This is a genomic window from Nocardioides conyzicola (assembly GCF_039543825.1).
Classification (GTDB): Bacteria; Actinomycetota; Actinomycetes; order Propionibacteriales; family Nocardioidaceae; genus Nocardioides; species Nocardioides conyzicola.
Genome location: NZ_BAABKM010000002.1, coordinates 2,053,619 through 2,076,921, shown reverse-complemented (window position 1 = coordinate 2,076,921; position 23,303 = coordinate 2,053,619). Strand labels below are relative to the sequence as shown.

Sequence of the window (23,303 nt, the reverse complement as noted above, 5' to 3'; positions counted from 1 at the left end):
GGCTAACCTGCGCTGATGAACGCCCCGACGCCCGCACGGCTCTCGGCCGCCGAGCTCATCGACCTGGTCCTCGACGAGGGCTCCTGGAGCTCGTGGGACGTGCCGCCGTCGTACGGCGAGATCTCGGAGGCGTACGTCGCCGAGCTCGCCGCCGCGCGGGAGAAGAGCGGCGTCGACGAGTCGGTGCTGACCGGCGAGGGGCTCATGCACGGTCGGCGGGTGGCGGTCGTGATGGGTGAGTTCCGGTTCCTCGCGGGGTCGATCGGCCGAGCCTCCGCGGACCGCCTGGTCGCGGCGATCGAGCGCGCCACCCGCGAAGGGCTGCCGCTGCTCGCCGGCCCGATCAGCGGCGGCACCCGCATGCAGGAGGGGACGCCGGCGTTCGTGCAGATGGTCCGAATCACCCAGGCGGTGGCGGCGCACAAGGCCGCGGCGCTGCCGTACCTCGTCTACCTCCGCCACCCCACGACCGGCGGCGTGATGGCGTCGTGGGGGTCGCTCGGCCACATGACGGTCGGCGAGACCGGCGCCCTGATCGGGTTCCTCGGGCCGCGCGTCTACGAGGCGCTCTACGGCAAGCCCTTCCCGGAGGGCGTCCAGACGGCGGAGAACCTGTACGCGCACGGGATCCTCGACGCGGTCCTGCCGCCGGAGGAGGTCGCCGGGATCCTCGACCGGGCGCTGTCGATCCTGCTCGCCCCGCGGCACGGCATCAGCCCCGTGCCCGACCCGGTGCCGCTCACCCCGCTCCCCGACGTCGAGACGTGGGACGCGGTCACGCGGTCGCGGCGGCCCGACCGGCCCGGCGTACGACGGCTGCTGAAGTACGCCGCCAGCGACGTGATCCCGCTCAACGGCACGGGCCAGGGCGAGCGGGACCCCGGGCTGCTGCTCGCGCTCGTCAGCTTCGGCCAGGCGCCGTGCGTGTTCCTCGGCCAGGACCGTCGCGGCCAGACCGCGGAGCACCCGATGGGTCCCGAGGCACTGCGCGAGGCCCAGCGCGGCATGAAGCTGGCCGCCGACCTCGGGCTGCCGCTCGTGACCGTGATCGACACCCGCGGGGCCGCACTGTCGGCCGAGGCCGAGAACGGCGGCATGGCCGGCGAGATCGCCCGCTGCCTCAACGAGCTGGTGACGCTCGCCGCGCCGACCCTGTGCCTGATGCTCGGCGAGGGCAACGGCGGCGGGGCCCTGGCGTTCCTGCCCGCCGACCGGGTGATCGCCGCGCAGCACGCCTGGCTGTCGCCGCTGCCGCCCGAGGGCGCGAGCGCGATCGTGCACCGCGACCTCGACCACGCACCCGAGATGGCCCGCTCCCAGAAGGTCCGTGCCCTCGACCTCCGCGACCGCGGCATCGTCGACCGGATCGTCGCCGAGCTGCCCGACGCCGCCGACGAGCCCGAGGCGTTCTGCCAGCGGGTGGGCGCCGTGCTCGAGCACGAGCTCGCGGCGCTGCTCGAGTCCGGTCCCGGCTCCCCCGCCGACCGGGCCCGCCGCTACGCATGAGCCCTAGACGCGGGCCAGGTTGAGGACGAGCACCACGAGGGCGGCCGCGCCGTACGCCGTCACCGCGGCCAGCACGATCCGGTAGCGGCGCGGCTCGTCGTCGGTACGGCGTCCCAGCAGCCAGGCGAGGCCCGGCAAGGTCGCCGAGCGGCTGGGCGGCAGCGAAGGGCACCCGGGCTACCACTAGAACGCGTTACAGTTCCGGCCATGAGGACGTACGCCGTGAGCGGGGCCGCATCGGGGATCGGGGCGGCCACGACCGCGATGCTCCGGGACCAGGGCCACCGGGTGATCGGCATCGACCGGCCCGGCACCAGCGTCGAGGTGACCGCCGACCTGGCGACGCCCGAGGGTCGTGCGGCGGCGGTGGCCGGCGTACGGAAGCGCACCGACGTCCTGCACGGGCTGGTGCCGGCGGCCGGGATCACCGGGCGCACGGGCGTCGACTCGGCGCTGCTGGTGTCGATCAACTTCTTCGGGGCGATCGCCCTGGTCACCGGGCTCCACGACGAGCTCACGCGCGGTGCGGCCGAGGGCGGCGCGGGCGTCGTGCTGCTCGCCTCCAACTCCATCACCGGCATGCCCGGCTGGAACGCCGCCGTCGCCCAGGCCTGCCTGCGCGGCGACGAGGCGCTGGCGCGCGCGGAGGCCGCGAAGGTGGAGTCGGTCATGGTCTACCCGGCGAGCAAGGCCGGGCTCGCGTGGTGGGCGCGGCGCGAGGGCGTGAAGCCCGAGTGGGCAGGCGCCGGCATCCGGCTCAACTCGGTCGCCCCCGGGGCGACCGAGACCCCGATGGTCGCCGAGATGCGCGCCGACCCGGTCTTCGGTCCGCACATCGACGCCTACCCCAACGCGATCGGCCGGACCGGCAGGGCTGAGGAGGTCGCCGCGACGATCTGCTTCCTGCTGTCCGACGGAGCCGCCAACATCGTCGGCTCGGTGATCTACGTCGACGGCGGCACCGACGCGATCCTGCACCCGATCGCCCCGCAGGGCTGGGAGGTCTCCGGCATCGAGCCGTAGGCTCGACGGTGTGCGCGTCGCCCTCGTCCTCGGCTCCGGCGGTGCGCGCGGCTACGCCCACATCGGCGCGATCGCCGAGATCGAGTCCCGCGGGCACGAGGTCATCGCCGTCGCCGGCTCGTCGATGGGCGCCCTGGTCGGGGGCCTGTACGCCGCCGGCGCGCTCGACCAGTACACCGAGTGGGTCCGCAACCTGAAGCAGCGCGAGATCCTCCGGCTCCTCGACCCGAAGTGGTCGGCGGGCGGCGCGATCGCCGCCAACCGGATCTTCGCCGAGGTCGAGGACCTGATCGGCCAGCAGCTGATCGAGGACCTGCCGATGGCGTTCACCGCGGTCGCCACCGACCTGCGCGCCCGTCGCGAGGTCTGGTTCCAGCGCGGCCCGCTGCTGTCCGCGGTCCGCGCCTCGATCGCGATCCCGGGCGTCATCACGCCGGTGGTCATGAACGGCCGCCTGCTGGCGGACGGGGGCCTGATGAACCCCGTCCCCATCGAGCCCACGGCCGCGTCCGCTGCGGACCTCACCATCGCGATCTCACTGCAGGGCGACCGCAGCGCCAAGGACCCCAGCAGCCCGGCCCGCGAGCCGGCCACACCGACCTGGCGCGAGGAGCTCGTGGACCGGGTGCGCCGTACGGTCGGCCGCGAGCGCGAGGACGTCGAGCCCGAGCCGGTCGAGCCCGACCCGCTGCGGATCTCCGACGTCGTCGGTCTCTCGATGGACGCGATGCAGGGGTTGATCGCCCGCTACCGGATGGCCGGCCTGCCGCCGGACGTGCTCGTCACGGTCCCGGTCTCCGCCGCGCGCTCGCTCGACTTCCACCGGGTCACCGAGATGATCGAGCTCGGCCAGCGCCTCACCGCCGAGGCACTGGACGCCTCCGGCCACTGAGGCTCAGAAGAGCAGCGCCGAGGCCGGGTCCTCCAGGATGCCGGCCACGTCGGCGAGGAACCGCGAGCCCTTCTCGCCGTCGATGTGGCGGTGGTCGAAGGACAGCGAGAGCGTGCACACCTGACGCACGACGATCTCGTCCTCGACCACCCACGGCGCCTTCTTGATGGCACCGAAGCACAGGATCGCGGACTCCCCCGGGTTGATGATCGGGGTGCCGCCGTCGACGCCGAACGGGCCGACGTTGGTGATCGTGAACGTCCCCCCGCTCATCTCGGCGGGCTGCGTCTTGCCGTCGCGGGCCGTCGCGACCAGGGCGTTGAACGCCGAGGCGAGCTCCATCAGCGACAGGTCCTGGGCGTCCTTGACGTTGGGCACCACCAGCCCGCGCGGGGTCGCCGCGGCGATGCCGAGGTTGACGTAGCTCTTGAAGACGACCTCGCCGGCCGGCTCGTCCCACACCGAGTTGATCTCCGGCGTACGCCGCATCGCGAGCATCACGGCGCGCGCGAGCACCAGCAGGGGCGACACCTTCACGTCGCGCCACTCGCGCCGGGTCCGCAGCCGGTCGACGAGCTCCATCGTGCGGGTCACGTCGACGGTCACCCACTCGGTGACGTGCGGGATCGTGAACGCGGAGCTCACCATCGCCTGGCCCATCATCTTGCGGACGCCCTTGATCGGCTCCCGGGTCTCCCGCTCCCCGGCAACGACGGGGGTCCGAGACGGCTGCTGCGCCACCTCCTCGACCACCGTCGACCCCGCGGCAGCGTGGACGTCGTCTCGCGAGACGGTCCCGTCGCGCCCCGTCGGCGTCAGCGTCGAGAGGTCGACCCCGAGGTCCTTGGCCAGCTTGCGCACGGGCGGCTTCGCCAGCGTGCGTACGGCGACCGGCGCGGCAGGAGCAGGAGTCGACGGTACGGCGGGCTCGGGCTCGTCCTCCGCCTCGACCATCGGGGCCGCACCGGACTCGAACGCGGCCTGCGCCTGCATGTGGGCGGCCATCGCGCCCGACGCGACCTTGCGCGCGCGCCGGACCGGGCCCCGGTCGGCCTTGTTGCGGCCGACCAGCGACTCGCCCTCGCCGCCGCCCGAGGCGGCCGGGTTGGACAGGTCGATCTCGGGCTCCGCGGCCGCGGGGTCGCCGATGGCGATGATCGGCGTGCCGACCGGGACCATCTCTCCCTCGGACACCATCAGCGCGGTCACCGTGCCGGCGTACGGCGACGGCAGCTCGACGATCGACTTCGCGGTCTCGATCTCGACGATGATGTCGTTGATCGCGACGACGTCGCCGACCTTGACCTTCCAGCCCACGATCTCGGCCTCGGTCAGGCCCTCGCCCACGTCGGGCAGCTTGAACTCACTCATCGGGACTCCCTGCCTCAGTACTCGAGCGAACGGTCGACGGCGTCCAGCACCCGGTCCAGGTCGGGGAGGTAGTCCTCCTCGATCCGCGACGGCGGGTAGGGCGTGTCGAACGCGCCGACGCGGAGCACCGGCGCCTCGAGCGAGTAGAAGCACTCCTCGGTGATCCGAGCGGAGACCTCCGCGCCCATGCCGAGGTTGACGTGCGCCTCGTGGGTGATGACCGCGCGGCCGGTGCGGCGGACCGACTCGTAGACCGGGGCCATGTCGAGCGGCGAGAGCGTGCGCAGGTCGATGACCTCCACCGACTTCCCCTCGCCGGCGGCCGCCTCGGCGACCTTCAGCGCGGTCTTCACCGTCGGGCCGTAGGCGAGCACGGTGACGTCGGAGCCCCGGCGTACGACGCGCGAGGTGAAGAGCGGCTCGGGCGTCGCGGTGTCGTCGAGCTCGGCCTTGTCGGCGTGGTACTGCCGCTTGGGCTCGAGGAAGACGACCGGGTCGTCGCAGGCGATGGCCTGCTGGATCATCCAGTAGCCGTCGACCGGGTTGGAGCACGCGACCACCTTGAGGCCGGGCGTGTGCGCGAACTGCGCCTCCGGCGACTCGCTGTGGTGCTCGACCGCGCCGATGCCGCCACCGAAGGGGATCCGGATGACCATCGGCATCTTGGACTTGCCCTGGCTGCGGAAGGTCATCTTCGCGACCTGGCAGACGATCTGGTCGTACGCCGGGTAGACGAACCCGTCGAACTGGATCTCCACGACCGGGCGGTAGCCGCGCAGCGCGAGGCCGACCGCGGTGCCGACGATGCCGGACTCGGCCAGCGGGCTGTCGATGACCCGGTCCTCGCCGAAGTCCTTCTGCAGGCCGTCGGTGATCCGGAAGACGCCGCCGAGCTTGCCGACGTCCTCGCCCATGAGCAGGACCTTGGGGTCGTCCTCCATCGCGCGCCGCAGGCCCATGTTGAGGCCCTTCGCGAGCGTGATCTTCTGCGTGTCACTCATGCCCGTGCCCCCTCGAAGCTCTCGAGGTAGGCCTCGAAGCCGGCTCGTTGCTGCTCGAGCTCCTCGGTCATCTCGGTGTAGACGTGGTCGAAGATCGACAGCGGCGACGGGTCCGGCAGGGCCTTGCAGCCGTCGCGCAGCCGGGCACCGAGGTCGTCGGCCTCGGCCTGCACCGAGGCGATGAACTCGTCGTCGGCCAGGCCGTTGCGCCGCAGGTAGACCTCGACCCGGGCGATCGGGTCCTTGAGCTTCCAGCGCTCGAGGTCGTCGGAGAGCCGGTAGCGGGTCGGGTCGTCGGTCGTGGTGTGCGCGCCCATCCGGTAGGTGTACGCCTCGACGAAGGTCGGGCCCTGGCCGTCGCGAGCCCGCTGGAGAGCGGCCTGCGTGACGGCGTACGTCGCGAGCACGTCGTTGCCGTCGACGCGTACGCCGGGGAAGCCGAAGCCCAGCGCCCTCTGGTAGAGCGGGATCCGGGTCTGGCGCTCGATGGGCTCGGAGATGGCCCACTGGTTGTTCTGGCAGAAGAAGACCACCGGGGCGTTGTAGGACGCCGCGAAGATGAAGGCCTCGTTGACGTCGCCCTGCGAGGACGCTCCGTCACCGAAGTGGGCGATGACGGCCGCGTCGCGGTCCGGGTCGCCGGTGCCGACGACGCCGTCGCGCTGCATGCCCATGGCGTAGCCGGTCGCGTGCAGCGTCTGCGCGCCGATCACGATCGTGTAGAGACCGAAGTTGTTCTCGGCCGGGTCCCACCGGCCCTGGTCGACGCCGCGGAAGAGACCGAGCAGGTCGAGCGGGTCGACGCCCTTGCACCACGCGACGCCGTGCTCGCGGTAGGTCGGGAAGACGAAGTCCTGCGGGCGCAGCGCCCGGCCGGCGCCGATCTGCGCGGCCTCCTGCCCGAGCAGCTGGGCCCAGATGCCGAGCTCGCCGTGCCGCTGGAGCGCGGTGGCCTCGACGTCGATCCGGCGGGTCAGCACCATGTCGCGGTAGAAGCCGCGGACCTGCTCGGCGGAGAAGTCGAGGTCGAACTCGGGGTGGTGGACCCGCTCACCCTCCGGGGTCAGGAGCTGGACGAGCTCGGGCCCGCCGTCCTGCTGGGAGGGACCGAAGACCTCCACGAGGTCCGGGCCGAAGCCGTCTCCTGCTGGCTGCTGGGTCACGCGCACTCCTTCGAGGTCACCGGCGTCGGCGGGGTCTCCGCGTGCCGAGGTCATGAGGATCCGGGACATCGGGACGCGGGGGTGGTGCGACCCCTGTGACCCGGAACACAATCGTGCCCCGCCAACCTATCTGGCACATCGTCCGCGTCGCCAATCAGGTGGGGGCCGGATGGTCGGATCGGCCCATCGCGGCTGCGCCCCGACCTCTACGCTTCGGGGCATGAGTGCCTCCGACGTCTCCGCCAGCACCACGATCGCCGCGCCCGCCGCCACCATCTTCGCGATCGTCGCCGACCCCCGGCAGCACGCGCGGATCGACGGCTCGGGCACCGTCCAGGGTGCCGTGGACGGCCCGGAGAGGCTGGAGCTCGGGTCGACCTTCGGCATGAAGATGAAGATCGGGGCGCCGTACCGCACGAAGAACAAGGTCGTGGAGTACGAGCCCGACCGGCTGATCTCGTGGCGGCACATCGGGACCCACCGCTGGCGCTACGAGCTGGAGCCGGTCGACGGTGGCACCAAGGTCACCGAGACCTGGGACCTGAGCCACTGCAACGGCGTCACCAAGTGGGCGCTGGGCGCGATGGGCTACCCCAAGCGGCACCAGAAGGGCATCGAGCAGACCCTGGTGAAGCTCAAGGCGGCCGCCGAGGCCGACGCCGTCTCCTGACCGGTCAGGTCCCGCAGAAGGTCTGGTACGCCGCGCCGAAGTCAGCCGGCGCCGGGGCGGCGTAGGCCTCCAGACCCGCGCGCTCGTCGTACGGCGAGCGCACGGCGTCGACCAGCCGCTCCAGCGGCACGAGATCACCGCCGGTCGCGGCGGCGAGCGCCTCCTCGACCAGGTGGTTGCGGGGGACGTAGACCGGGTTGACCCGGTCCATCGCGTCGCCGTCGGGGCCGGTCGCCAGCCACCGGTCGGTCCAGGCGTCGAAGCCCGCGAGGTCGAGGACCAGGCTGCGGGCGGGCTCGGTGTCGCCCCGGGCGGCGCGGCCGAGCGCCCGGAAGAACGTCGTCAGGTCGACGTGGCCGGCCTGCATCAGGACGAGCAGGTCGTCGACGAGCGGGGCCGCGACCGCGTCGTCGACGTCGGCGGGCAGTCCCAGCTTGGCGCGCATCCCGCTCGACCACGCCGCGTTGTACTGCCGCCCGAACCCGCTCAGCGAGGCCGTCGCGATCTCGACCGCGCGGTCCTGGTCGTCCGCCAGGAGCGGCAGGAGCGCCTCGGCGAGCCGGGCGAGGTTCCACTGGGTGATCCCGGGCTGGTTGCCGTAGGCGTAGCGGCCGCCCTCGTCGATCGAGCTGTAGACGGTGGCCGGGTCGTAGGCCTCCATGAAGGCGCACGGACCGTAGTCGATCGTCTCGCCGGAGATCGTCACGTTGTCGGTGTTGAGCACCCCGTGCACGAAGCCGACGAGCATCCACCGTGCGACCAGCTGCGCCTGGGCGGCGACCACCGCGTCGAAGAGCGCGAGGTACGGCGCGTCCGCGGCCGCGAGGGCGGGGTGGTGCCGGTCGATCGCGAGGTCGGCGAGGCGACGGGTGAGCGCCACGTCGCCCTTGCTGGCAGCGAGCTGGAAGCTGCCGACCCGCAGGTGCGAGCTCGCGACCCGGGCCAGCACCGCGCCGGGCAGCACGGTCTCCCGGTGCACGTCGCGGCCGGTCGCCACGACGGCGAGCGCGCGGGTGGTCGGGATGCCGAGGGCGTGCATGGCCTCGCTGACGACGTACTCGCGCAGCATCGGTCCGACGGCCGCCAGGCCGTCGCCCCCGCGCGCGAACGGGGTGCGCCCGGATCCCTTGAGGTGCAGGTCGCGGACCCGTCCGTCGCGGTCCACGAGCTCGCCGAGCAGGAGCGCGCGGCCGTCGCCGAGCCCGGGGTTGAAGCCGCCGAACTGGTGCCCGGCGTACGCCTGCGCCACCGGGTGCGCCCCGGGCGGCAGGACCGTCCCGGTCAGCAGACCCAGGCCGTCGGCGGTGCGGAGCGCGTCGCCGGCGAGGCCCAGCTCGGCGGCCAGCGGCTCGTTCAGCGCGAGCAGGTTCGGTGCGGGCGCGGGCACGGCCTGCCAGGGCACCGCGAGCTCGGGAACCGTACGCGCGAACCGGTCGTCCAAGGCGATGGTCAGGTCGGGTGCGGATCTCACGGACCGAGGCTACGGGCCGCGCCCTCACCGGACGCAGGTGAGACAGCGGTTGCCAGTGGCGGCGAGCACCCGAACACTGGCCACGTTGACGGAGCTCGGGCAGACGGAGGCACAGGTGGAGCGGCACGACCTACCGACCGGGGTGGGCATGGGTCCGATGACCCTGATGAGCATGGACGCGATCCAGGCGGTGCTGGACGCCGCGGCCGCCCTGCAGGTACGTCGCAGCGAGGCCGCTGCGCAGGCGGCCCGCGGCGAGCTGACGGGCGGTGAGGTCGTCGCCGTGGGGATGGGCGCGATCCAGGAGTGGATCCAGTCCGAGCTGACCACCTGCCACGAGAACCTGTCCGTGCGACCGACGGGTTCCCTCTCCCAGCTGCGCGCGAGCCTGCCGCACAACCGGAGGTTCATCGAGTCCGGCGCCCGGATGGTCAGTGTCTTCGACTACTTCGGGCTCGAGACCGACGCGCGGCTCCTGCTGGCGAACGAGCCGATCGGCGACTACCTCTTCGGTCGCGCCCCCGTCCAGATGAAGATCTTCGACCGCCGCCGCGTCCTCCTGGACGGCCCGAGCGTCGACGGCACGATGAGCCTGATGGTCATCCACTCCAGCGCCTGCATGGAGGCCGCCTGGCGCTACTGGGAGGCGGTCGTCGAGTCGGCGATCCCCGTCGAGGACGCCGGCATCTCCGACCTGGAGGTCCTCTCGAAGCGGCAGCGCCAGATCGTCGCCCTGCTCGCCTCCGACCTCGGCGACGAGGCCGTCGCGGCGTCGCTCGGCGTCAGCGTCCGCACCGTGCGCTCCGAGGTCGCCGCCATCCTGGCCGCGCTGGGCGTGAAGTCGCGCTTCGCCGCCGCGACCCGCCTCGCGCGCCTGGAGGTCGAGTCGTGAGCCTCCCGCGGAGCGAGGACCTGCCGGTCGGCGTCGGCCTCGGGCCGTCGACCCGCCTCGACGCGGCGGCCGTCCAGCGCGTCCTGGACGCGGCCGCGGTGCTGCAGGTGCGCCGCAGCGAGGCCGCGGCGCTGGCCGCCGGAGAGCGACTCACCGAGGGTCAGGTGGTGGCCCGGGGCGTCGCCGGCATCCACGAGTGGCTGCACACGACGAGCGCTGCCTGGCGCGAGAACCTGTCCGTACGGCCATCCGCGTCCACCACCCAGCTGCGCGCGGGCCTGCCGGCCAACCGGGCGTTCGTCGAGTCCGGCGCCCGGATGGTGAGCGTCTTCGACTACTACGGGCTGGACACCGACGCTCGGCTCCTCCTCGCCAACGAGCGGGTCGGCGACTACCTCTTCGCCCGGGCACCGGTGCAGATGAAGATCATCGACCGGGCCCTCGTGCTGCTGGACGGCCCGATCTTCGACGGCTCGGTGAGCGTGATGGCGATCCACGCCGGCCCCTGCCTCGAGGCGGCGTGGCGCTACTGGGACGCCGTCGTCGCCTCGGCGGTCCCGGTGGAGGACGCCGGCATCTCCGACCTGGGCGTCCTCTCGAAGCGGCAGCGCCAGGTGGTCGCACTCATGGCGTCCGACCTCGGCGACGAGGCGATCGCCGCGTCCCTCGGCGTCAGCGTCCGCACCGTGCGCTCCGAGGTCGCCGCGGTCCTGGCCGCCCTCGGCGTGAAGTCCCGCTTCGCCGCCGGGGTCCGGGTCCAGATGTGGGGCCACTCCTGACGGTTTGCAGGAACCTGCAACGGCCGGGACAGCCACGGCCACCGTGGTGTCTGCTGAGCGCGGGTGGAGCCGACCGGTTGCGGGGGAGCTGGTCGGCTCCCTTCTCGCTCAGCCGCCGCGCACTCCCGTCGACCGGCGTACGACGAGCTGCGTCGGCAGCACCCGCGTCGGCGGGTCGTCGACGCGGGACAGCACCTGGGCGGCCACCGCCTCGACCGCCCGGGCACCGGCGTCCTCGGTGCGCTCGGCCAGCGTGGTGAGCGTGGGGCTGCAGAAGTCGGACCCGACGATGTTGTCGAAGCCGACGACGCTGACGTCATCGGGCACCGCGACGCCGCGCTCGGCCAGCCGCAGCATCACGCCGATCGCGAGCATGTCGTTGTGCGCGACGACCGCCGTCGCCCCCGCCGCCAGCACCGCGTCGGCCGCCGCGGGACCGCCGCCGAGCGTCGGCGTGTAGGGCCCGAACCGGGTCGCCGCCAGCCCGCGCGCCTCGGCGGCCACCCGCAGGCCCGCCCACCGGCGCGCACCCGACCAGGACTCCGGGGGGCCGCCCAGGAACACCAGCGACTCGTGCCCCAGGGACGCGAGGTGGTCGACGATCTGGCGGGTGCCGGTGTCGAAGTCGGCCACCACGCACGCCAGACCGGGCGTGGCGCGGTTGACCAGGGCGATCGGGTTGAGCTCGGCGGCCCGGCGCAGCTCGTCGTCCGGCAGGCGCGAGGCGCTGAGCACGAACCCGTCGACCGCCGGTCCGAGGCGGCGGATCAGCTGCTCCTCGGTCGCGGGGTTCTCCTGGGTGTCGCCGAGCACCAGTGTCAGCCCGGCCGCGGCGGCCGCCCGTTCGGCGCCCTTGATCACCCCGGAGAAGTAGGGGTTGGTGATGTCAGGCACCAGCAGGGCAAGGGTGTTCGTCCGTCCCGACTCCAGTGCCCGCGCCGCCGGGTTGGGCGCGTAGCCGAGCTCCGCAGCCACCGCCAGGACGTGCTCCCGGGTGCGGTGGTTGACCCGGTCCGGCCGGGTGAAGGCACGCGAGACGGTCGACGCCGCGACGCCCGCCGCCGCGGCGACATCGGTGATCGTGGCCCGGCGACGCGCGCCGTCCCGACTCCTCGCCCGTGGCATGGACCCAGTGTGGCAAAGAATGGCAAACGCTTGCCATGTGACGCCGGCCACTTCGACACTCGACGGCATGAGCACCCACGAGTCCACCCGCACCCCCGGCAAGGCGGCGCTCGCCGCCTGGTTCGGCAGCGCGCTCGAGTACTACGACTTCGCGATCTACGGCACCGCCGCCGCGCTGGTCTTCCCCGACATCTTCTTCCCGGAGGGCAACCGCACGGCCGCGACCGTCGCCGCGTTCGCGACCTTCGGCGTCGCGTACGTCGCCCGCCCGGTCGGCTCGTTCTTCCTCGGTCACGTCGGCGACAAGCTCGGTCGCAAGAAGGTCATGATCGGCACCATCCTGCTGATGGGCGTCTCGACGTTCCTGGTCGGCTGCCTGCCGACGTACGGCACCGTCGGCATCCTCGCGCCGATCCTGCTCGTGCTGCTCCGCATCCTCCAGGGCCTGTCCGCCGCCGGGGAGCAGGCGGGCGCGAACTCGATGTCGTTCGAGCACGCCCCCGACGACCGGCGCGGGTTCTTCACCAGCTTCACGCTGAGCGGCACCCAGGGCGGCCAGATCCTAGCGCCGGCCGTCTTCCTGCCGCTCGCGGCCGTGCTCTCGGACGACCAGCTGCAGTCGTGGGGCTGGCGGATCCCGTTCTGGATCAGCGCGGTCGTCGTCGTGGCCGGGCTGGTCATCCGGCGCCGGCTCGACGAGACCCCCGAATTCCGGGCCGAGAGCCAGAGCGACGAGACGCCGCGCGCGCCGCTGGCCTGCCTCCTCCAGGACCACTGGCGCGGGGTGCTGCGGGTGTTCTTCGCGGCCTTCATCGCCACCGTCAACACGATGTTCGCCGTCTTCGCGCTCAACTTCGCGACGTCCGACGACTACGGGATCGGGATCAGCAAGGACACCATGCTCTGGCTGGCGATCGTCGCCAACCTGGTCGCGATCGCGGTGATCCCCTTGTGGGCGACGCTGTCCGACCGGATCGGCCGCAAGCCCGTCTTCGTGACCGGTCTGCTCGGGAGCGCGGTGCTCGTGGTCGCCTTCCTCGGCGCCATCGCCCACGGTCAGGTGGTCCTGATGTTCGTGCTCGGCGTCGCCCTCGCGGGCGTCGTCTACTCGATGCCCAACGCCGTGTGGCCCGCGACGTACGCCGAGTACTTCCCGACCAGCGTCCGCCTGTCCGGCATGGCGGTCGGCACCCAGTTCGGGTTCGCCCTCGCGGGCTTCACGCCCACCATCGCCGGCGCCCTGATGGGCGGCGACGCCGACAACTGGTACAAGGTCGCGCTGTTCGCGGCCGGCGCCTGCGTGGTCTCCGCCATCGCCGTCCTCACCGGTCCGAGCGGCACCCACAGGATCCCGACCCGCGAGATCGGTGCGCGCACCCCGGCGGCCTCCCCCACCGCGCCCGTGGCCGTGCACGCATGAGCCGGCCGTCGTACGTCCTGGGCCTGGTGGGCGAGGGCATCTCGGCCTCGCTCACCCCGGCCATGCAGGAGCGCGAGGGCCGGGAGAGCGGCCTGCAGGTGAGCTACCGGATCATCGACGCCGAGCGACGCGGCTTCGGCGCCGACGACCTGGCCGACCTGCTCGACTGGGCGCAGCGGCTGGGCTTCGACGGCCTCAACGTCACGCACCCGTTCAAGCAGGCGGTGCTGCCGCTGCTCGACGAGCTCTCCGACGACGCCGCCGACCTGGGGGCGGTCAACACCGTGGTCTTCCGCGACGGCCGACGGCTGGGCCGCAACACCGACTGGTCGGGCTACGGAGCGGCGTTCCGCGCGGCGCTGCCCGACGCCGTCCGCGACCGCGCCGTCGTGGTCGGCGCCGGGGGTGCCGGCGTCGCCGTCGGGTACGGCCTCCTCGACCAGGGCGCGGAGCACGTCGCCGTCCTCGACAGCGACCCCGAGCGGGCGGAGGCGTGCGCCATCCGCCTCGCCAAGAGGTACGGCGACCACCGGGTCACCCCCGTCACCGACCTCGGCCGCGCGCTCGACGAGGCGGGAGGCGTCGTCAACGCCACCCCGGTCGGGATGAACGGGCACCCCGGCTCGTCGGTGCCGGAGGGACTGCTGCGGCCCGACCTCTGGGTCTCCGACGTCGTCTACTTCCCGCTCGACACCGAGCTGGTCCGCGCGGCCCGGGCTCGGGGGTGCCGGGTGGTGACCGGCGGCGGGATGGCCGTGCACCAGGCCGTCGGCGCGTTCGAGCTCTTCACCGGCCGCGTGCCCGACGCCGCCCGGATGACCCGCCACTTCGCAGAGCTGACGGCATGAGGCGGGGCATCGCGACCGTGTCGCTGAGTGGGGTGCTCGACGACAAGCTGACGGCGATCGCGGCGGCCGGCTTCGACGGGCTCGAGATCTTCGACAACGACCTGATCGCCTCGCCGCTGACGCCACGGGAGGTCGCGCGCCGGTGCGCCGAGCTGGGCCTCACCATCGACCTCTTCCAGCCGGTGCGTGACGTCGAGGGGGTGCCGCCCGAACAGTTCGACCCGGTGCTCCATCGATTTCGCACCAAGCTCGCCGTGATGGCCGACCTCGGCGCGACGACGGTGCTCTGCTGCTCCCACGTGGGCGCCGACGCCGTCGACGACCCCGACCTCAGCGCCGCCCAGCTGAGCCTGCTCGGCGACCTCGCGGCCGACCAGGGCGTCACGATCGCCTACGAGGCCCTCGCCTGGGGCCGGCACGTCAACCGGGTCGGCCAGGCCTGGGACGTCGTACGCCGGGCCGACCACCCGGCCGTCACGCTGGCGGTGGACACCTTCCACCTCCTGTCGCGGGGCGACGACGGCGCCGCGCTCGCCGGGATCCCCGGAGACCGCATCGGCTTCCTGCAGGTCGCGGACGCACCGCTGCTCGACATGGACGTGCTCGAGTGGAGCCGGCACTTCCGGTGCTTCCCCGGGGAGGGCACCCTCGACGTCGCCGGGGTCGTGGCGGCGACGCTCGCGACGGGGTACGCCGGCCCGGTGTCGCTCGAGGTCTTCAGCGACGTGGTCCGGGTCGCCGACCCCGCGGTGACGGCCCGCGACGCGATGCGCTCCCTGGTCTTCCTGGAGGACCAGCTCGGCCGGGCGGGAGCGCCTCCGCCGCCGGCCGGGATCGACCCGGCGTTCCTCGAGCTGCCCGGCTCGCCCGCCGTACCTCCCCTCCTCGGGTCCCTGGGCTTCGCCCCCGCCGGCCGGCACCGCACCAAGCCGGTCACCTGGTGGCGCAACGGCGACGCGCACGTCGTGGTCAACGACGGCACCGCCGCCGACCCGGCGATCGGGATCCTCACCTCGTCGGTGTCCGGCGTCGCCGAGCGGGCCAAGGCGCTGCTGTGGCCGGCCGTCGACCGGACCCGCGGCTCGGGCGAGGCGCTGCTGCCGGGGATCACCTCGCCGTCCGGGCTGCACGTCCTGGTCAGCGACCGCGCGGGCGAGGACGACCACTGGCAGGGCGACTTCGTGGAGCCCGCCGAGCCCACCGGCGACCTGCTCGGGATCGACCACCTCGTCGTCGCCGTGCCCTCCCTGCGGCTCAACGAGGAGGTGTCCTTCCTGCGCACCCTCCTGGCGATGGAGCCGGGCGCCGTCGAGGAGTTCATGGAGCCCCAGGGCCGGCTGCGCAGCCGCGCCTTCCGCTCGTCGCGCGGCTCGTTGCGGGTCATCCTCAACGTCGAGGAGTCCGTCCAGTCGCCGGCCTCCGGCATCACCCAGGTCGCGTTCGCGACACCTGACGTCCGCGCGTCGGTGGGGGCGCTGCGCGCCGCCGGCGTACCCCTGATGCCGGTGCCGGACAACTACTACACCGACCTGGACGCCCGCTTCGGGCTGCCGCCGGAGGTGCTCGACGACCTGCGCGCGCACGGCCTGCTCTACGACCGTGCCGGCGACGGCGAGCTCCTGCACGCCTTCACCCTCCCGCTGGGCACGGGCTTCCACGTCGAGCTGCTGGAGCGACGGGGCGGGTACGACGGCTACGGCTCGGCCGGCACGCACGTGCGACTGGCGATGCAGCGGGCCGGGTAGGTCAGTGGACCTCGCCGAGGTCCTCGTGGTCGCGGTGGGTCTCGGGCTCGACCTGGAAGGTCGAGTGGCGCACGTCGAAGTGCGCGGCCGTGCAGTCGGCCAGCCGGTCGAGGATGCCGCCGACGCCGTGCGCGTCCATCGCCTCCTGGGTGACGGTCACGTGGGCGGACAGGCTGGGCATCCCGCTGGTGATCGTCCAGGCGTGCAGGTCGTGCACGTCGACGACGCCGGGCATCTCGAGCAGGTGCCGCTGCACGTCGGCGAGGTCCATCCCGGCCGGGGCGACCTCGAGCAGGATCGAGGCCGACTCCTTCAGCAGGATCAGCGACCGCGGGAGGATCAGCACGGCGATCAGCAGCGAGGCGATCGAGTCCGCGCGCTCCCAGCCCCACAGCAGGATCACCACGCCCGCGAGCACGGCGAGGATCGAGCCGACCAGGTCGGCGAGCACCTCGTTGGCCGCGCCCCGGAGGTTGAGTGAACCGGTGTCGGAGCGGTTGAGGATCATCATCGAGACCGCGTTGGCGACCAGGCCGACCGCCGCGAACGCGATCATCGGCCCGGCGTCGACCGACGTCGGGTCCGCCAGCCGCGTGATGCCGGCGTACGCGAGGTAGCCGCAGACCACCAGCAGCACCACGGCGTTGACCAGGGCGGCGAGGATCTCGGCGCGGTGCAGGCCGAAGGTCGAGCGCGGACCGGCCGGCCGCGAGGCGACGTACGACGCCCCGAGCGCGAGCACCACGGCGGCGGCGTCGGTGGCCATGTGGCCCGCGTCGGCGAGCAGCGCGAGCGACCCGGTGACGAACGCGCCGACGACCTCGAACGCCAGCACGACGATGGTCACGCCCAGCACCCAGCGCAGGCGGGCGCGGTCCTCCGCCCGCCCGGCGGCGTGCCCGTGGTCGTGTCCCATACCGCCAGCCTAGGGAGTCTCAGCTGCGACCGTGCGGCTCCAGCCAGACCGCGGGATCGGGACCGTCGGGCACGATCTGCGTGGGGTTCAGATCCTTGTGGACGACGTAGTAGTGCTTCTTGATCTGCTCGAAGTCCGTGTTGTCGCCGAAGGCCGGGATCGCGTAGAGCTCGCGGGCGTAGCCCCAGAGGTTCGGCAGCTCGGTGAGCTTCTGCCGGTTGCACTTGAAGTGGCCGTGGTAGACCGCGTCGAAGCGGGCCAGCGTGGTCCAGAGGCGTACGTCGGCCTCCGTGATCGCGTCGCCCATCAGGTAGCGCCGGGTCGAGAGCCGGTCCTCCAGCCAGTCGAGGGCGGTCCAGAGCCGGTCGTACGCCGCGTCGTACGCCTCCTGCGAGCCGGCGAAGCCGCAGCGGTAGACGCCGTTGTTGACCTCGGTGTAGACGCGCTGCATGACCTCCTCCATCTCCTCGCGGAGGTCGGCCGGCCACAGGTCGGGAGCGTCGGCGCGCTGGTGCTCGCGCCACTCGAAGAAGAGGTCGTGGGTGATCCACGGGAAGTCGTTGGTGACGACCTGTCCGGTCGGCACGTCCACGACCACCGGGACCGTGATGCCCTTGGGATAGTCGGGGAACCGCGCGAGGTAGGCCTGCTGGATCCGCTCGATGCCGAGGACCGGGTCGACCCCGCCGGGGTCGAGGTCGAAGGTCCAGCTGCGCTCGTCGTGCGTCGGCCCGGGAGTGCCGAGCGAGATCACGTCCTCGAGGCCGAGGAGCTGGCGCACGATGATCGCCCGGGTCGCCCAGGGGCAGGCCTTCGCTGCGACCAGGCGGTAGCGGCCGGGCTCGACCGGCCACAGGTCACCCTCGACGGGACCGTGCTCGGGTCGCCGTCCGTCCTTCGTGATCCGGTCGGGGATGTAGCTCGCGTCCCGCTTGAACTCACCTGTGGAGACGTAGCCGCCCGAGTCACTCATGCGCCCAGCCTAGGTGAACGCTCAACCAATCACGGCTTCTGGGCGTGCCGCCTCACATGTAGACGCCCGTCGAGACGAACGCCGCGGCCACGACGAGGCTGAGCGGCAGGCTGAGCACGAGCGCGGCGACGGCGACCCAGGGCCGGCGCACGGAGCAGGCCAGCATCGCCAGCGCCAGCAGCACCAGCACCCGGGGCTCCCCGCTGCCGGCCAGGGCGAGGTCGCGGCCCGCGAGCTGGAGGGCGTCGCCGAGCAGGAGCGAGCCGCCGACGGCGAGGCCGACGGCGGCGCGCCAGGGCGAGCGTCCGGCCGCCCACGCGCCGGCCGGCCCGTACAGCGCCCCGGCCACGCCCGCGAGGACCAGCCACTCCATCGCGACCGGTGAGGTCAGGATCCAGCGGTCACCGGCCTGCAGCACGACCTCGGCGAGGTAGTACGCCTCGACGGCGACCGCCAGCATCACGACCGCGGCGACCGCGGCCCGCAGGGCGTCGACCCGCAGGGCCGCACCCAGGGCGAACGCGCACGCGGCCCAGCCCGCGCACGAGTTGGCGACCGACGACCAGGCGGACGGGTGGTAGGTCGACCACCACAGGTCGACGACCCCGAGCACCACGCCCGCGGCGACCGCCGCCGTCAGGACGACCGGCGTCGCCGGGCCGGCGTACGGCGTCGTCCGCTCGGTCAGGACGGGCTGGAGGGCGTGGTCGGTGCTCATGCCGACCAGCCTGGTCACCCGCGGCCCCCTGGACCTCGCCCGCAGGTACCGGACTAGTGGCCGGAGGTACCGCCCGGGTTGGCCAGCGCTGCCACGAAGTCGAGCTTCTCCAGGACCGGCGGCGGGATGACGAACGGGTAGAGGTCGTCCTTGCCCATGCTGCGGTTGACCATGTTGAGCGCGACGGCGAGCGGGACCCAGACGCCTCGGACGACGTCGGCGAAGCTGGAGAACGCCGTGACCGGCGCGACCGCGGTCAGCCCGAACTCGCCGGCGGTCTCGATGGTGTCGCTGATGTGCAGGTAGTGCGCCCAGGTCTCGGCGAAGTCCTCGAAGGGGTGCATGGTGGCGTACGTCGAGATGTACGACCGCTCCCACCCGTCGGGCGGTCCCTCGGCGTAGTGCCGCTTGATCTCCTCCTGGTAGTCCTTCGACTCGTCGCCGAAGAGCTCGCGGCAGCGGGCCATCCGGTCGTCGCCTCGCACGAGCTGCCACTCGAAGTAGTGCCCGACCTCGTGCCGGAAGTGCCCGAGCATCGTGCGGTAGGGCTCGGCCAGCTGGGCCCGGACCTTCTCGCGGTAGGCGTCGTCGCTCTCGGCGAGGTCGATGGTGATGACCCCGTCCTCGTGACCGATCACCACGTTGTCCGCGCTCGACTGCTCGGTGGTGCTGAGCAGGTCGAAGGCCAGGCCGTTCTCGGGGTCGGTGGTCTTGGCGACCACCGGGAAGCCCAGGGTGTCGAGCTCGACGACCAGGTGCCGCTTCGCCTGCTCGGCGAGCCGGAACTGCTCGAGTCCCTGGAGGTCGTCGTCGGCCGGCCGGGTCCGGGTCAGGTCGCAGGCGTCGCACTGCGCGCCCTTCTCCTTCGTGAGCCAGGTGCAGCCGGAGAGGTTGAGGTTGCGGCAGACCCACCAGACCAGGCCGGAGGCGTCGACGTACCGGCCCGTCTCGTCGACGGGCACGATCGCGCGCTCGCCGCGCGAGAACCCGAGGGCCGTGCCGCAGGAGACGCAGACGGAGTTCTCGAAGTAGAGCGGGTTGTCGCACACGCGACAGCGATAGGCCTTCACAGGACCTAAGGTTCCCCGTCGCGCCGGTTCCACGCCATTCGGGACGATCCTTCGACACCAGATTCGCCGTCGGTTACCCACGAGTCGTCTCGGAGGCGCATACTCGGGGTAATGGCTACCTCATCCGGGCGACGGCACCTCGCCAGCAGCCCCTTCAAGCCCAAGGTCGAGCTCCCGATCGAAGACTTCGAGTCGGGCGACCTGGTGTCGCACGACTCCTACGGGGTCGGCCGCGTGGTGGGCGTCGAGTCGGATGCGGTGTCGGTCGACTTCCGCGACCAGACCGTCCGCGTCTCCAGCCCGTACCGGAAGATGACGAAGCTCTGAGCACACCGGGCTGGCAGCTCGCCCTCAGACCGGCGCGACGTCGACCGACACCTTCAGGGTCGACTTCGTCGCCTCGGTGAAGATGACGCCCTTGACCGGCGGGACGTCTCCGTAGTCGCGACCCCAGGCGACCGTGACGTAGCGGTCGTTGGCCCACTGGTCGTTGGTCGGGTCGACGGCGAGCCACTCGCCCGCCTTCGGTCCCGCGCCCGTCGCCGGGACCCACACCGCCACCCAGGCGTGCGAGGCGTCGGCGCCGACGATCCGGTCCCGACCCGGCGGGGGCTGGGTCGCGAGGTAGCCGCTCACGTAGCGCGCCGCCAGGCCGTGCGCGCGCAGGCACGCGATGGTCAGGTGGGCGAAGTCCTGGCAGACCCCGGCCCGCTTGCGGATCGTCTCGGCCACCGTCGACGTCACGGTCGTCGCCTTCGCGTCGTAGGTGAAGTCGGCGTGGATCCGGTGCATCAGGTCGGTGACCGCGTCCCCGATCGGCCGGCCCGGCAGCAACGACTCCGCGCCGTACGCCGCCGCCTCGGCCGTCTGCTCGACGGCCGCGGAGGGCAGCGCGAAGTCGGTGGCCAGCCACGCCCCCGGCAGCGTCGGGTCGAGCAGCGGCCGGGCCCGCTCCCACGGGGTGGCCAGCGCCGCATCGTCGTACGACGGCATCGTCACCTCGACCTCGCTGCGGCCCGCGACCACCAGCTGCTGGTGGCCGGTGGTCACCTGGAAGTACGTCGCGGTGTTGCCGTAGCAGTCGGTGTCGTGGGAGAGGTCCACCGGCGCGGGCGACACCTCGACGTCCGCCGACGTCACCCGCTGCGCGGCCAGCGTGCGCGGCACCAGGTGGGCGACGCCGAGGCTGTCGGTGACGTCGTCGTCGTAGGAGTAGGTCGTGGCGTGGGTGACCCGGTATCTCACGACCCCGCCTCCGAGACGAGCGACAGCCCGAGCGAGCCGAGCGGGCGCGGCGGGGGTCCGCTGGCGAAGTGCACCTCGGCGACCGCGTCGGTCACCCGTTCGAGGGTGCCCTGGAAGGCGGCGAGGAAGCGCACCAGGTTGGGCCGGCCGACGCCGCCGATGGTGACGAGCTCGGCGACGTCGGCGGCGGCGAGCTCGTCGAGCAGGTCGGCCAGCAGCCGCTCGGGCCGCGAGGACCCGGTCGAGCCGGGCAGCCCCGCGAGGTGCTCGCGGGCGGCGGTGAGGGAGAACGCGATGGAGCGGGGGTTCTCGGGATCCATCAGCAGCAGGTCGAGCACCCCGGCCGGACGCACGTAGCCGCGGTAGCGGCGCCGATGGGTGACCGCGCTCTCCGTCGACACCAGTACCGCGTTGAGCACCTCGCGGTCGACGTCGATTCCCCGTCGCTCGATGGTGGTCTCGGCCAGCAGGTGGCAGACCTGGAGGGCGCGCTCGAGCGAGCGCCCGAGCCCGATCGCGTGCCAGCCGGGGTCGCGGATCATGCTCGCGGTGACCCCCTGCAGCGACAGGATCCCGCTCAGCATCCGGCCCGCGCTCTCCGCGACCTGGTGGCTGTGCCGGTTGCCCTCGAGCGCCTCGATCGCCCGGTCGGTGGTGCCGAAGGCACGCCACGTGTCCGGGGACAGCTGGTCGCGGACGCCGCGCAGGACGTCGCGCAGCCCGTCGAGCCCGTAGGCGACGCTCCCCACCCGGCCGCCGTCGAGCAGCAGCGAGCGGAAGTCGTCGTCGAGCCCGTCGGGACCGTACGGCGAGCCGCCGGCCAGCCGGTGCACGGCGTCCATCAGCACCGCGAGGCTCGCGCCGCCGGTGGACCGCGGGCGGGTCCGGAAGTCCTCCGCGAGCGTGTGCGCGGCGAGCACCAGCCGGAGCAGGTCCTCGACCCGCTCGGCGTACCGGCCGAACCAGAACATGTCCTCCAGCACGCGCGGCACCGTCATCGGCACCGACCGCGTCGACGTCATCGGCAGCACGCCGGACAGGCCCTGGTCGGCGTCGCCGGCGCTGGCCTTGAGCACCCACACGTCCTTGCTGGTCGGCGTGGTGGCGTCCAGCCAGCCGCTGGCCATCCCGCCGACGAGCGGGCGGTACGCCGAGCCGTAGCGCAGCGTGAAGGTGCGCAGGGTGACCGGCACCGGCCGGGTGACGCCGCCCGACCAGGTCGGCGACTGGGAGAGCTGCAGCGGCTCCTGGCCGACGAACCGGTACGGCGCCGCCAGCACCCGGGCACGGAGCTCGTCGGTCGACAACCCGGTCAGGTCGGAGCGGTCGTCGATCTCGGTGACCGCGAGCTCGTCGATCCGGTCGAGCACCTGGTCGAGCCCGTCGGGCTCACCGCACCACCAGGTCGGGACCGAGGCGAGCCGCAGGGGCTCGCCCAGCAGCGCCTCGCAGGCGGCGGGCAGGTAGGGCAGGAGCCCGGGGTTCTCGAGCACGCCGGCACCGAGCCCGTTGACGACCCGCACCCGGCCACGGCGTACGGCCTCGACCAGACCGGCGACGCCGAGCTGCGAGTCGCCGCGCAGCTCCAGCGGGTCGCTCCAGGCCGCGTCGACCCGACGCAGGATCACGTCGACCCGCTCCAGCCGCCCCGGCGCACGCAGGTAGACCCACCCGTCGCGGACGACGAGGTCGCTGCCCTCGACGAGGGGGAAGCCGAGCGCGGACGCGACGAAGGCCTGGTCGTACGCCGTCTCGGACTGGCTGCCCGGTGACAGCACGACGACCCGCGGGTCGGCGAGGTCGCCCTGCGCCGACTGGATCAGCGCGGAGCGCAGCGCCCAGAAGTAGGGCTCCATCCGGTGCAGCCCGGCCTCGCGGTAGAGCTCGGGCATCACCCGGGAGATGACGCGCCGGTTCTCCATCGCGTAGCCGATGCCCGACGGCGCCTGGGCCCGGTCTCCGATCACCCGCCAGGTCCCGTCGGCGTCGCGGCCGAGGTCGGTCGCGGCCAGCACCAACGGGCGCGGGTCGATGGCCTCGGGTCGCGCGACCACGCGGGTGTAGCCGCTGTGGCCGAAGACCAGGGGCGCCGGCAGGATGCCCTCGGAGAGCAGGCGCTGGTCGCCGTACAGGTCGACGAGGATCGCGTTGAGCAGCTCGGCCCGCTGGGCCAGGCCGATCTCGACCGGCGCCCACGCCGCGGCGTCGATGACCAGCGGGATCGGGTCGAGCCGCCACCGGCCGTGGCCGCGACCGGCCGGGGCGTAGGTGACGCCGTCGTCGGAGAGGAAGCGGCCGATCTCGCCCTGGACCCGGCGCAGGTCGGCGTCGGTCAGCCCGACGGCGACCTCGGCCAGGCCCTTCCAGGGCGGTCGCAGCGACCCGTCGGGGGCGACCATCTCGTCGTAGCGGGCGCTGTCGCCGAGCGCCGGCTGGGTGACCTGGGCGGCGTAGTCGCGCAGCACCGTCATCGCT

General features: G+C 72.9%; 22 protein-coding genes. 10 read left to right on the top strand and 12 right to left on the bottom strand.

Annotated features, from left to right (window positions below; all coding sequences use genetic code 11):
• Window positions 1-15: 15 nt before the first annotated feature.
• Window positions 16-1,506, top strand: coding sequence for a carboxyl transferase domain-containing protein (locus ABEA34_RS13105; protein WP_345521739.1), 1,491 nt, complete (start codon window positions 16-18; stop codon window positions 1,504-1,506).
• A 3-nt stretch (window positions 1,507-1,509) separates the two neighbouring features.
• On the opposite strand, the gene ABEA34_RS13100 is transcribed toward ABEA34_RS13105, so the two are convergent.
• Window positions 1,510-1,644: a hypothetical protein gene (locus ABEA34_RS13100; protein ID WP_345521738.1), complete on the bottom strand. Its 135-nt coding sequence runs from the start codon at window positions 1,642-1,644 to the stop codon at window positions 1,510-1,512.
• A 69-nt stretch (window positions 1,645-1,713) separates the two neighbouring features.
• Here ABEA34_RS13100 and ABEA34_RS13095 point away from each other — a divergent pair, with 69 nt between their 5' ends.
• Together ABEA34_RS13095 and ABEA34_RS13090 are read left to right on the top strand one after the other, a co-directional pair.
• Entirely contained in the window at window positions 1,714-2,529 is an 816-nt protein-coding gene (locus ABEA34_RS13095) for an SDR family oxidoreductase (protein WP_345521737.1), read from the top strand.
• A 10-nt stretch (window positions 2,530-2,539) separates the two neighbouring features.
• Window positions 2,540-3,421: a patatin-like phospholipase family protein gene (locus ABEA34_RS13090; protein ID WP_345521736.1), complete on the top strand. Its 882-nt coding sequence runs from the start codon at window positions 2,540-2,542 to the stop codon at window positions 3,419-3,421.
• A gap of 3 nt (window positions 3,422-3,424) precedes the next feature.
• Here the strand turns inward: ABEA34_RS13090 and ABEA34_RS13085 are convergent, their stop codons facing one another.
• The 3 genes from ABEA34_RS13085 to pdhA are packed head-to-tail and all read right to left on the bottom strand — an operon-like array spanning window position 3,425 to window position 6,914.
• On the bottom strand, window positions 3,425-4,792 hold the full coding sequence (locus ABEA34_RS13085; RefSeq protein WP_345521735.1) for a dihydrolipoamide acetyltransferase family protein: 1,368 nt from the start codon (window positions 4,790-4,792) through the stop codon (window positions 3,425-3,427).
• A 14-nt stretch (window positions 4,793-4,806) separates the two neighbouring features.
• On the bottom strand, window positions 4,807-5,793 hold the full coding sequence (locus ABEA34_RS13080) for an alpha-ketoacid dehydrogenase subunit beta (RefSeq protein ID WP_345521734.1): 987 nt from the start codon (window positions 5,791-5,793) through the stop codon (window positions 4,807-4,809).
• On the bottom strand, window positions 5,790-6,914 hold the full coding sequence (pdhA, locus tag ABEA34_RS13075) for a pyruvate dehydrogenase (acetyl-transferring) E1 component subunit alpha (RefSeq protein WP_345522789.1): 1,125 nt from the start codon (window positions 6,912-6,914) through the stop codon (window positions 5,790-5,792). Before pdhA ends, ABEA34_RS13080 begins: the two co-directional genes overlap by 4 nt.
• Window positions 6,915-7,176: 262 nt before the next feature.
• Between pdhA and ABEA34_RS13070 the strand changes: the two genes are divergently transcribed.
• On the top strand, window positions 7,177-7,626 hold the full coding sequence (locus tag ABEA34_RS13070; RefSeq protein WP_345521733.1) for an SRPBCC family protein: 450 nt from the start codon (window positions 7,177-7,179) through the stop codon (window positions 7,624-7,626).
• Between the two features lie 4 nt (window positions 7,627-7,630).
• Here ABEA34_RS13070 and ABEA34_RS13065 read toward each other — a convergent pair whose 3' ends face one another.
• Complete coding sequence (locus ABEA34_RS13065; RefSeq protein ID WP_345521732.1) at window positions 7,631-9,097, bottom strand: protein adenylyltransferase SelO; 1,467 nt, start codon at window positions 9,095-9,097, stop codon at window positions 7,631-7,633.
• Window positions 9,098-9,182: 85 nt separating this feature from the next.
• Between ABEA34_RS13065 and ABEA34_RS13060 the strand changes: the two genes are divergently transcribed.
• Window positions 9,183-9,989: a helix-turn-helix transcriptional regulator gene (locus ABEA34_RS13060; RefSeq protein WP_345521731.1), complete on the top strand. Its 807-nt coding sequence runs from the start codon at window positions 9,183-9,185 to the stop codon at window positions 9,987-9,989.
• Complete coding sequence (locus tag ABEA34_RS13055; RefSeq protein ID WP_345521730.1) at window positions 9,986-10,768, top strand: helix-turn-helix transcriptional regulator; 783 nt, start codon at window positions 9,986-9,988, stop codon at window positions 10,766-10,768. Before ABEA34_RS13060 ends, ABEA34_RS13055 begins: the two co-directional genes overlap by 4 nt.
• Window positions 10,769-10,876: 108 nt before the next feature.
• Here the strand turns inward: ABEA34_RS13055 and ABEA34_RS13050 are convergent, their stop codons facing one another.
• Window positions 10,877-11,893, bottom strand: coding sequence for a LacI family DNA-binding transcriptional regulator (locus tag ABEA34_RS13050; RefSeq protein WP_345521729.1), 1,017 nt, complete (start codon window positions 11,891-11,893; stop codon window positions 10,877-10,879).
• Between the two features lie 67 nt (window positions 11,894-11,960).
• Between ABEA34_RS13050 and ABEA34_RS13045 the strand changes: the two genes are divergently transcribed.
• From ABEA34_RS13045 to ABEA34_RS13035, 3 genes are read left to right on the top strand one after another with little or no spacing between them, the layout of a single operon-like run.
• Window positions 11,961-13,313 carry an MFS transporter gene (locus tag ABEA34_RS13045; RefSeq protein WP_345521728.1) on the top strand — a complete coding sequence of 451 codons (1,353 nt, stop codon included), beginning with the start codon at window positions 11,961-11,963 and terminating at the stop codon, window positions 13,311-13,313.
• On the top strand, window positions 13,310-14,161 hold the full coding sequence (locus tag ABEA34_RS13040; protein ID WP_345521727.1) for a shikimate dehydrogenase: 852 nt from the start codon (window positions 13,310-13,312) through the stop codon (window positions 14,159-14,161). Before ABEA34_RS13045 ends, ABEA34_RS13040 begins: the two co-directional genes overlap by 4 nt.
• The gene (locus ABEA34_RS13035; RefSeq protein WP_345521726.1) at window positions 14,158-15,906 is read left to right on the top strand and encodes a sugar phosphate isomerase/epimerase and 4-hydroxyphenylpyruvate domain-containing protein; all 1,749 of its coding nucleotides are present in this window, start codon (window positions 14,158-14,160) and stop codon (window positions 15,904-15,906) included. The genes ABEA34_RS13040 and ABEA34_RS13035 overlap by 4 nt, the downstream gene beginning before the upstream one ends.
• Window position 15,907: 1 nt before the next feature.
• Here ABEA34_RS13035 and ABEA34_RS13030 read toward each other — a convergent pair whose 3' ends face one another.
• Genes ABEA34_RS13030 through ABEA34_RS13015 form a run of 4 tightly spaced genes read right to left on the bottom strand, consistent with a single transcriptional unit; the run spans window position 15,908 to window position 19,562 of the window.
• Window positions 15,908-16,822, bottom strand: a complete 915-nt coding sequence (locus tag ABEA34_RS13030) for a cation diffusion facilitator family transporter (protein WP_345521725.1) — start codon at window positions 16,820-16,822, stop codon at window positions 15,908-15,910.
• A 19-nt stretch (window positions 16,823-16,841) separates the two neighbouring features.
• A complete protein-coding gene (locus ABEA34_RS13025) occupies window positions 16,842-17,795 on the bottom strand; it encodes a glutathione S-transferase C-terminal domain-containing protein (protein ID WP_345521724.1) in 954 nt (317 codons plus the stop codon).
• A 52-nt stretch (window positions 17,796-17,847) separates the two neighbouring features.
• Window positions 17,848-18,513: a DUF6518 family protein gene (locus ABEA34_RS13020; RefSeq protein WP_345521723.1), complete on the bottom strand. Its 666-nt coding sequence runs from the start codon at window positions 18,511-18,513 to the stop codon at window positions 17,848-17,850.
• 53 nt (window positions 18,514-18,566) lie between these two features.
• On the bottom strand, window positions 18,567-19,562 hold the full coding sequence (locus ABEA34_RS13015) for a zinc-binding metallopeptidase family protein (protein WP_345521722.1): 996 nt from the start codon (window positions 19,560-19,562) through the stop codon (window positions 18,567-18,569).
• A 132-nt stretch (window positions 19,563-19,694) separates the two neighbouring features.
• Here ABEA34_RS13015 and ABEA34_RS13010 point away from each other — a divergent pair, with 132 nt between their 5' ends.
• Window positions 19,695-19,910 carry a CarD family transcriptional regulator gene (locus ABEA34_RS13010; protein ID WP_345521721.1) on the top strand — a complete coding sequence of 72 codons (216 nt, stop codon included), beginning with the start codon at window positions 19,695-19,697 and terminating at the stop codon, window positions 19,908-19,910.
• Between the two features lie 24 nt (window positions 19,911-19,934).
• Here ABEA34_RS13010 and ABEA34_RS13005 read toward each other — a convergent pair whose 3' ends face one another.
• Window positions 19,935-20,828 (bottom strand): transglutaminase family protein, encoded by an 894-nt coding sequence (locus ABEA34_RS13005; RefSeq protein WP_345521720.1) that lies wholly within the window; start codon window positions 20,826-20,828, stop codon window positions 19,935-19,937.
• Window positions 20,825-23,299 (bottom strand): circularly permuted type 2 ATP-grasp protein, encoded by a 2,475-nt coding sequence (locus ABEA34_RS13000; protein ID WP_345521719.1) that lies wholly within the window; start codon window positions 23,297-23,299, stop codon window positions 20,825-20,827. Before ABEA34_RS13000 ends, ABEA34_RS13005 begins: the two co-directional genes overlap by 4 nt.
• Between the last annotated feature and the right edge of the window lie 4 nt (window positions 23,300-23,303).

What these genes read in the sequence shown, in the direction of transcription:
- ABEA34_RS13025 (WP_345521724.1), bottom strand. Translation starts at nt 17,795, where the DNA reads ATGAGTGACTCGGGCGGCTACGTCTCCACAGGTGAGTTCAAGCGGGAC.
- ABEA34_RS13020 (WP_345521723.1), bottom strand. Translation starts at nt 18,513, where the DNA reads ATGAGCACCGACCACGCCCTCCAGCCCGTCCTGACCGAGCGGACGACG.
- ABEA34_RS13030 (WP_345521725.1), bottom strand. Translation starts at nt 16,822, where the DNA reads ATGGGACACGACCACGGGCACGCCGCCGGGCGGGCGGAGGACCGCGCC.
- ABEA34_RS13095 (WP_345521737.1), top strand. Translation starts at nt 1,714, where the DNA reads ATGAGGACGTACGCCGTGAGCGGGGCCGCATCGGGGATCGGGGCGGCC.
- ABEA34_RS13010 (WP_345521721.1), top strand. Translation starts at nt 19,695, where the DNA reads ATGGCTACCTCATCCGGGCGACGGCACCTCGCCAGCAGCCCCTTCAAG.
- ABEA34_RS13105 (WP_345521739.1), top strand. Translation starts at nt 16, where the DNA reads ATGAACGCCCCGACGCCCGCACGGCTCTCGGCCGCCGAGCTCATCGAC.
- ABEA34_RS13035 (WP_345521726.1), top strand. Translation starts at nt 14,158, where the DNA reads ATGAGGCGGGGCATCGCGACCGTGTCGCTGAGTGGGGTGCTCGACGAC.
- ABEA34_RS13080 (WP_345521734.1), bottom strand. Translation starts at nt 5,793, where the DNA reads ATGAGTGACACGCAGAAGATCACGCTCGCGAAGGGCCTCAACATGGGC.
- ABEA34_RS13070 (WP_345521733.1), top strand. Translation starts at nt 7,177, where the DNA reads ATGAGTGCCTCCGACGTCTCCGCCAGCACCACGATCGCCGCGCCCGCC.
- ABEA34_RS13000 (WP_345521719.1), bottom strand. Translation starts at nt 23,299, where the DNA reads ATGACGGTGCTGCGCGACTACGCCGCCCAGGTCACCCAGCCGGCGCTC.
- ABEA34_RS13040 (WP_345521727.1), top strand. Translation starts at nt 13,310, where the DNA reads ATGAGCCGGCCGTCGTACGTCCTGGGCCTGGTGGGCGAGGGCATCTCG.
- ABEA34_RS13045 (WP_345521728.1), top strand. Translation starts at nt 11,961, where the DNA reads ATGAGCACCCACGAGTCCACCCGCACCCCCGGCAAGGCGGCGCTCGCC.
- ABEA34_RS13085 (WP_345521735.1), bottom strand. Translation starts at nt 4,792, where the DNA reads ATGAGTGAGTTCAAGCTGCCCGACGTGGGCGAGGGCCTGACCGAGGCC.
- ABEA34_RS13050 (WP_345521729.1), bottom strand. Translation starts at nt 11,893, where the DNA reads ATGCCACGGGCGAGGAGTCGGGACGGCGCGCGTCGCCGGGCCACGATC.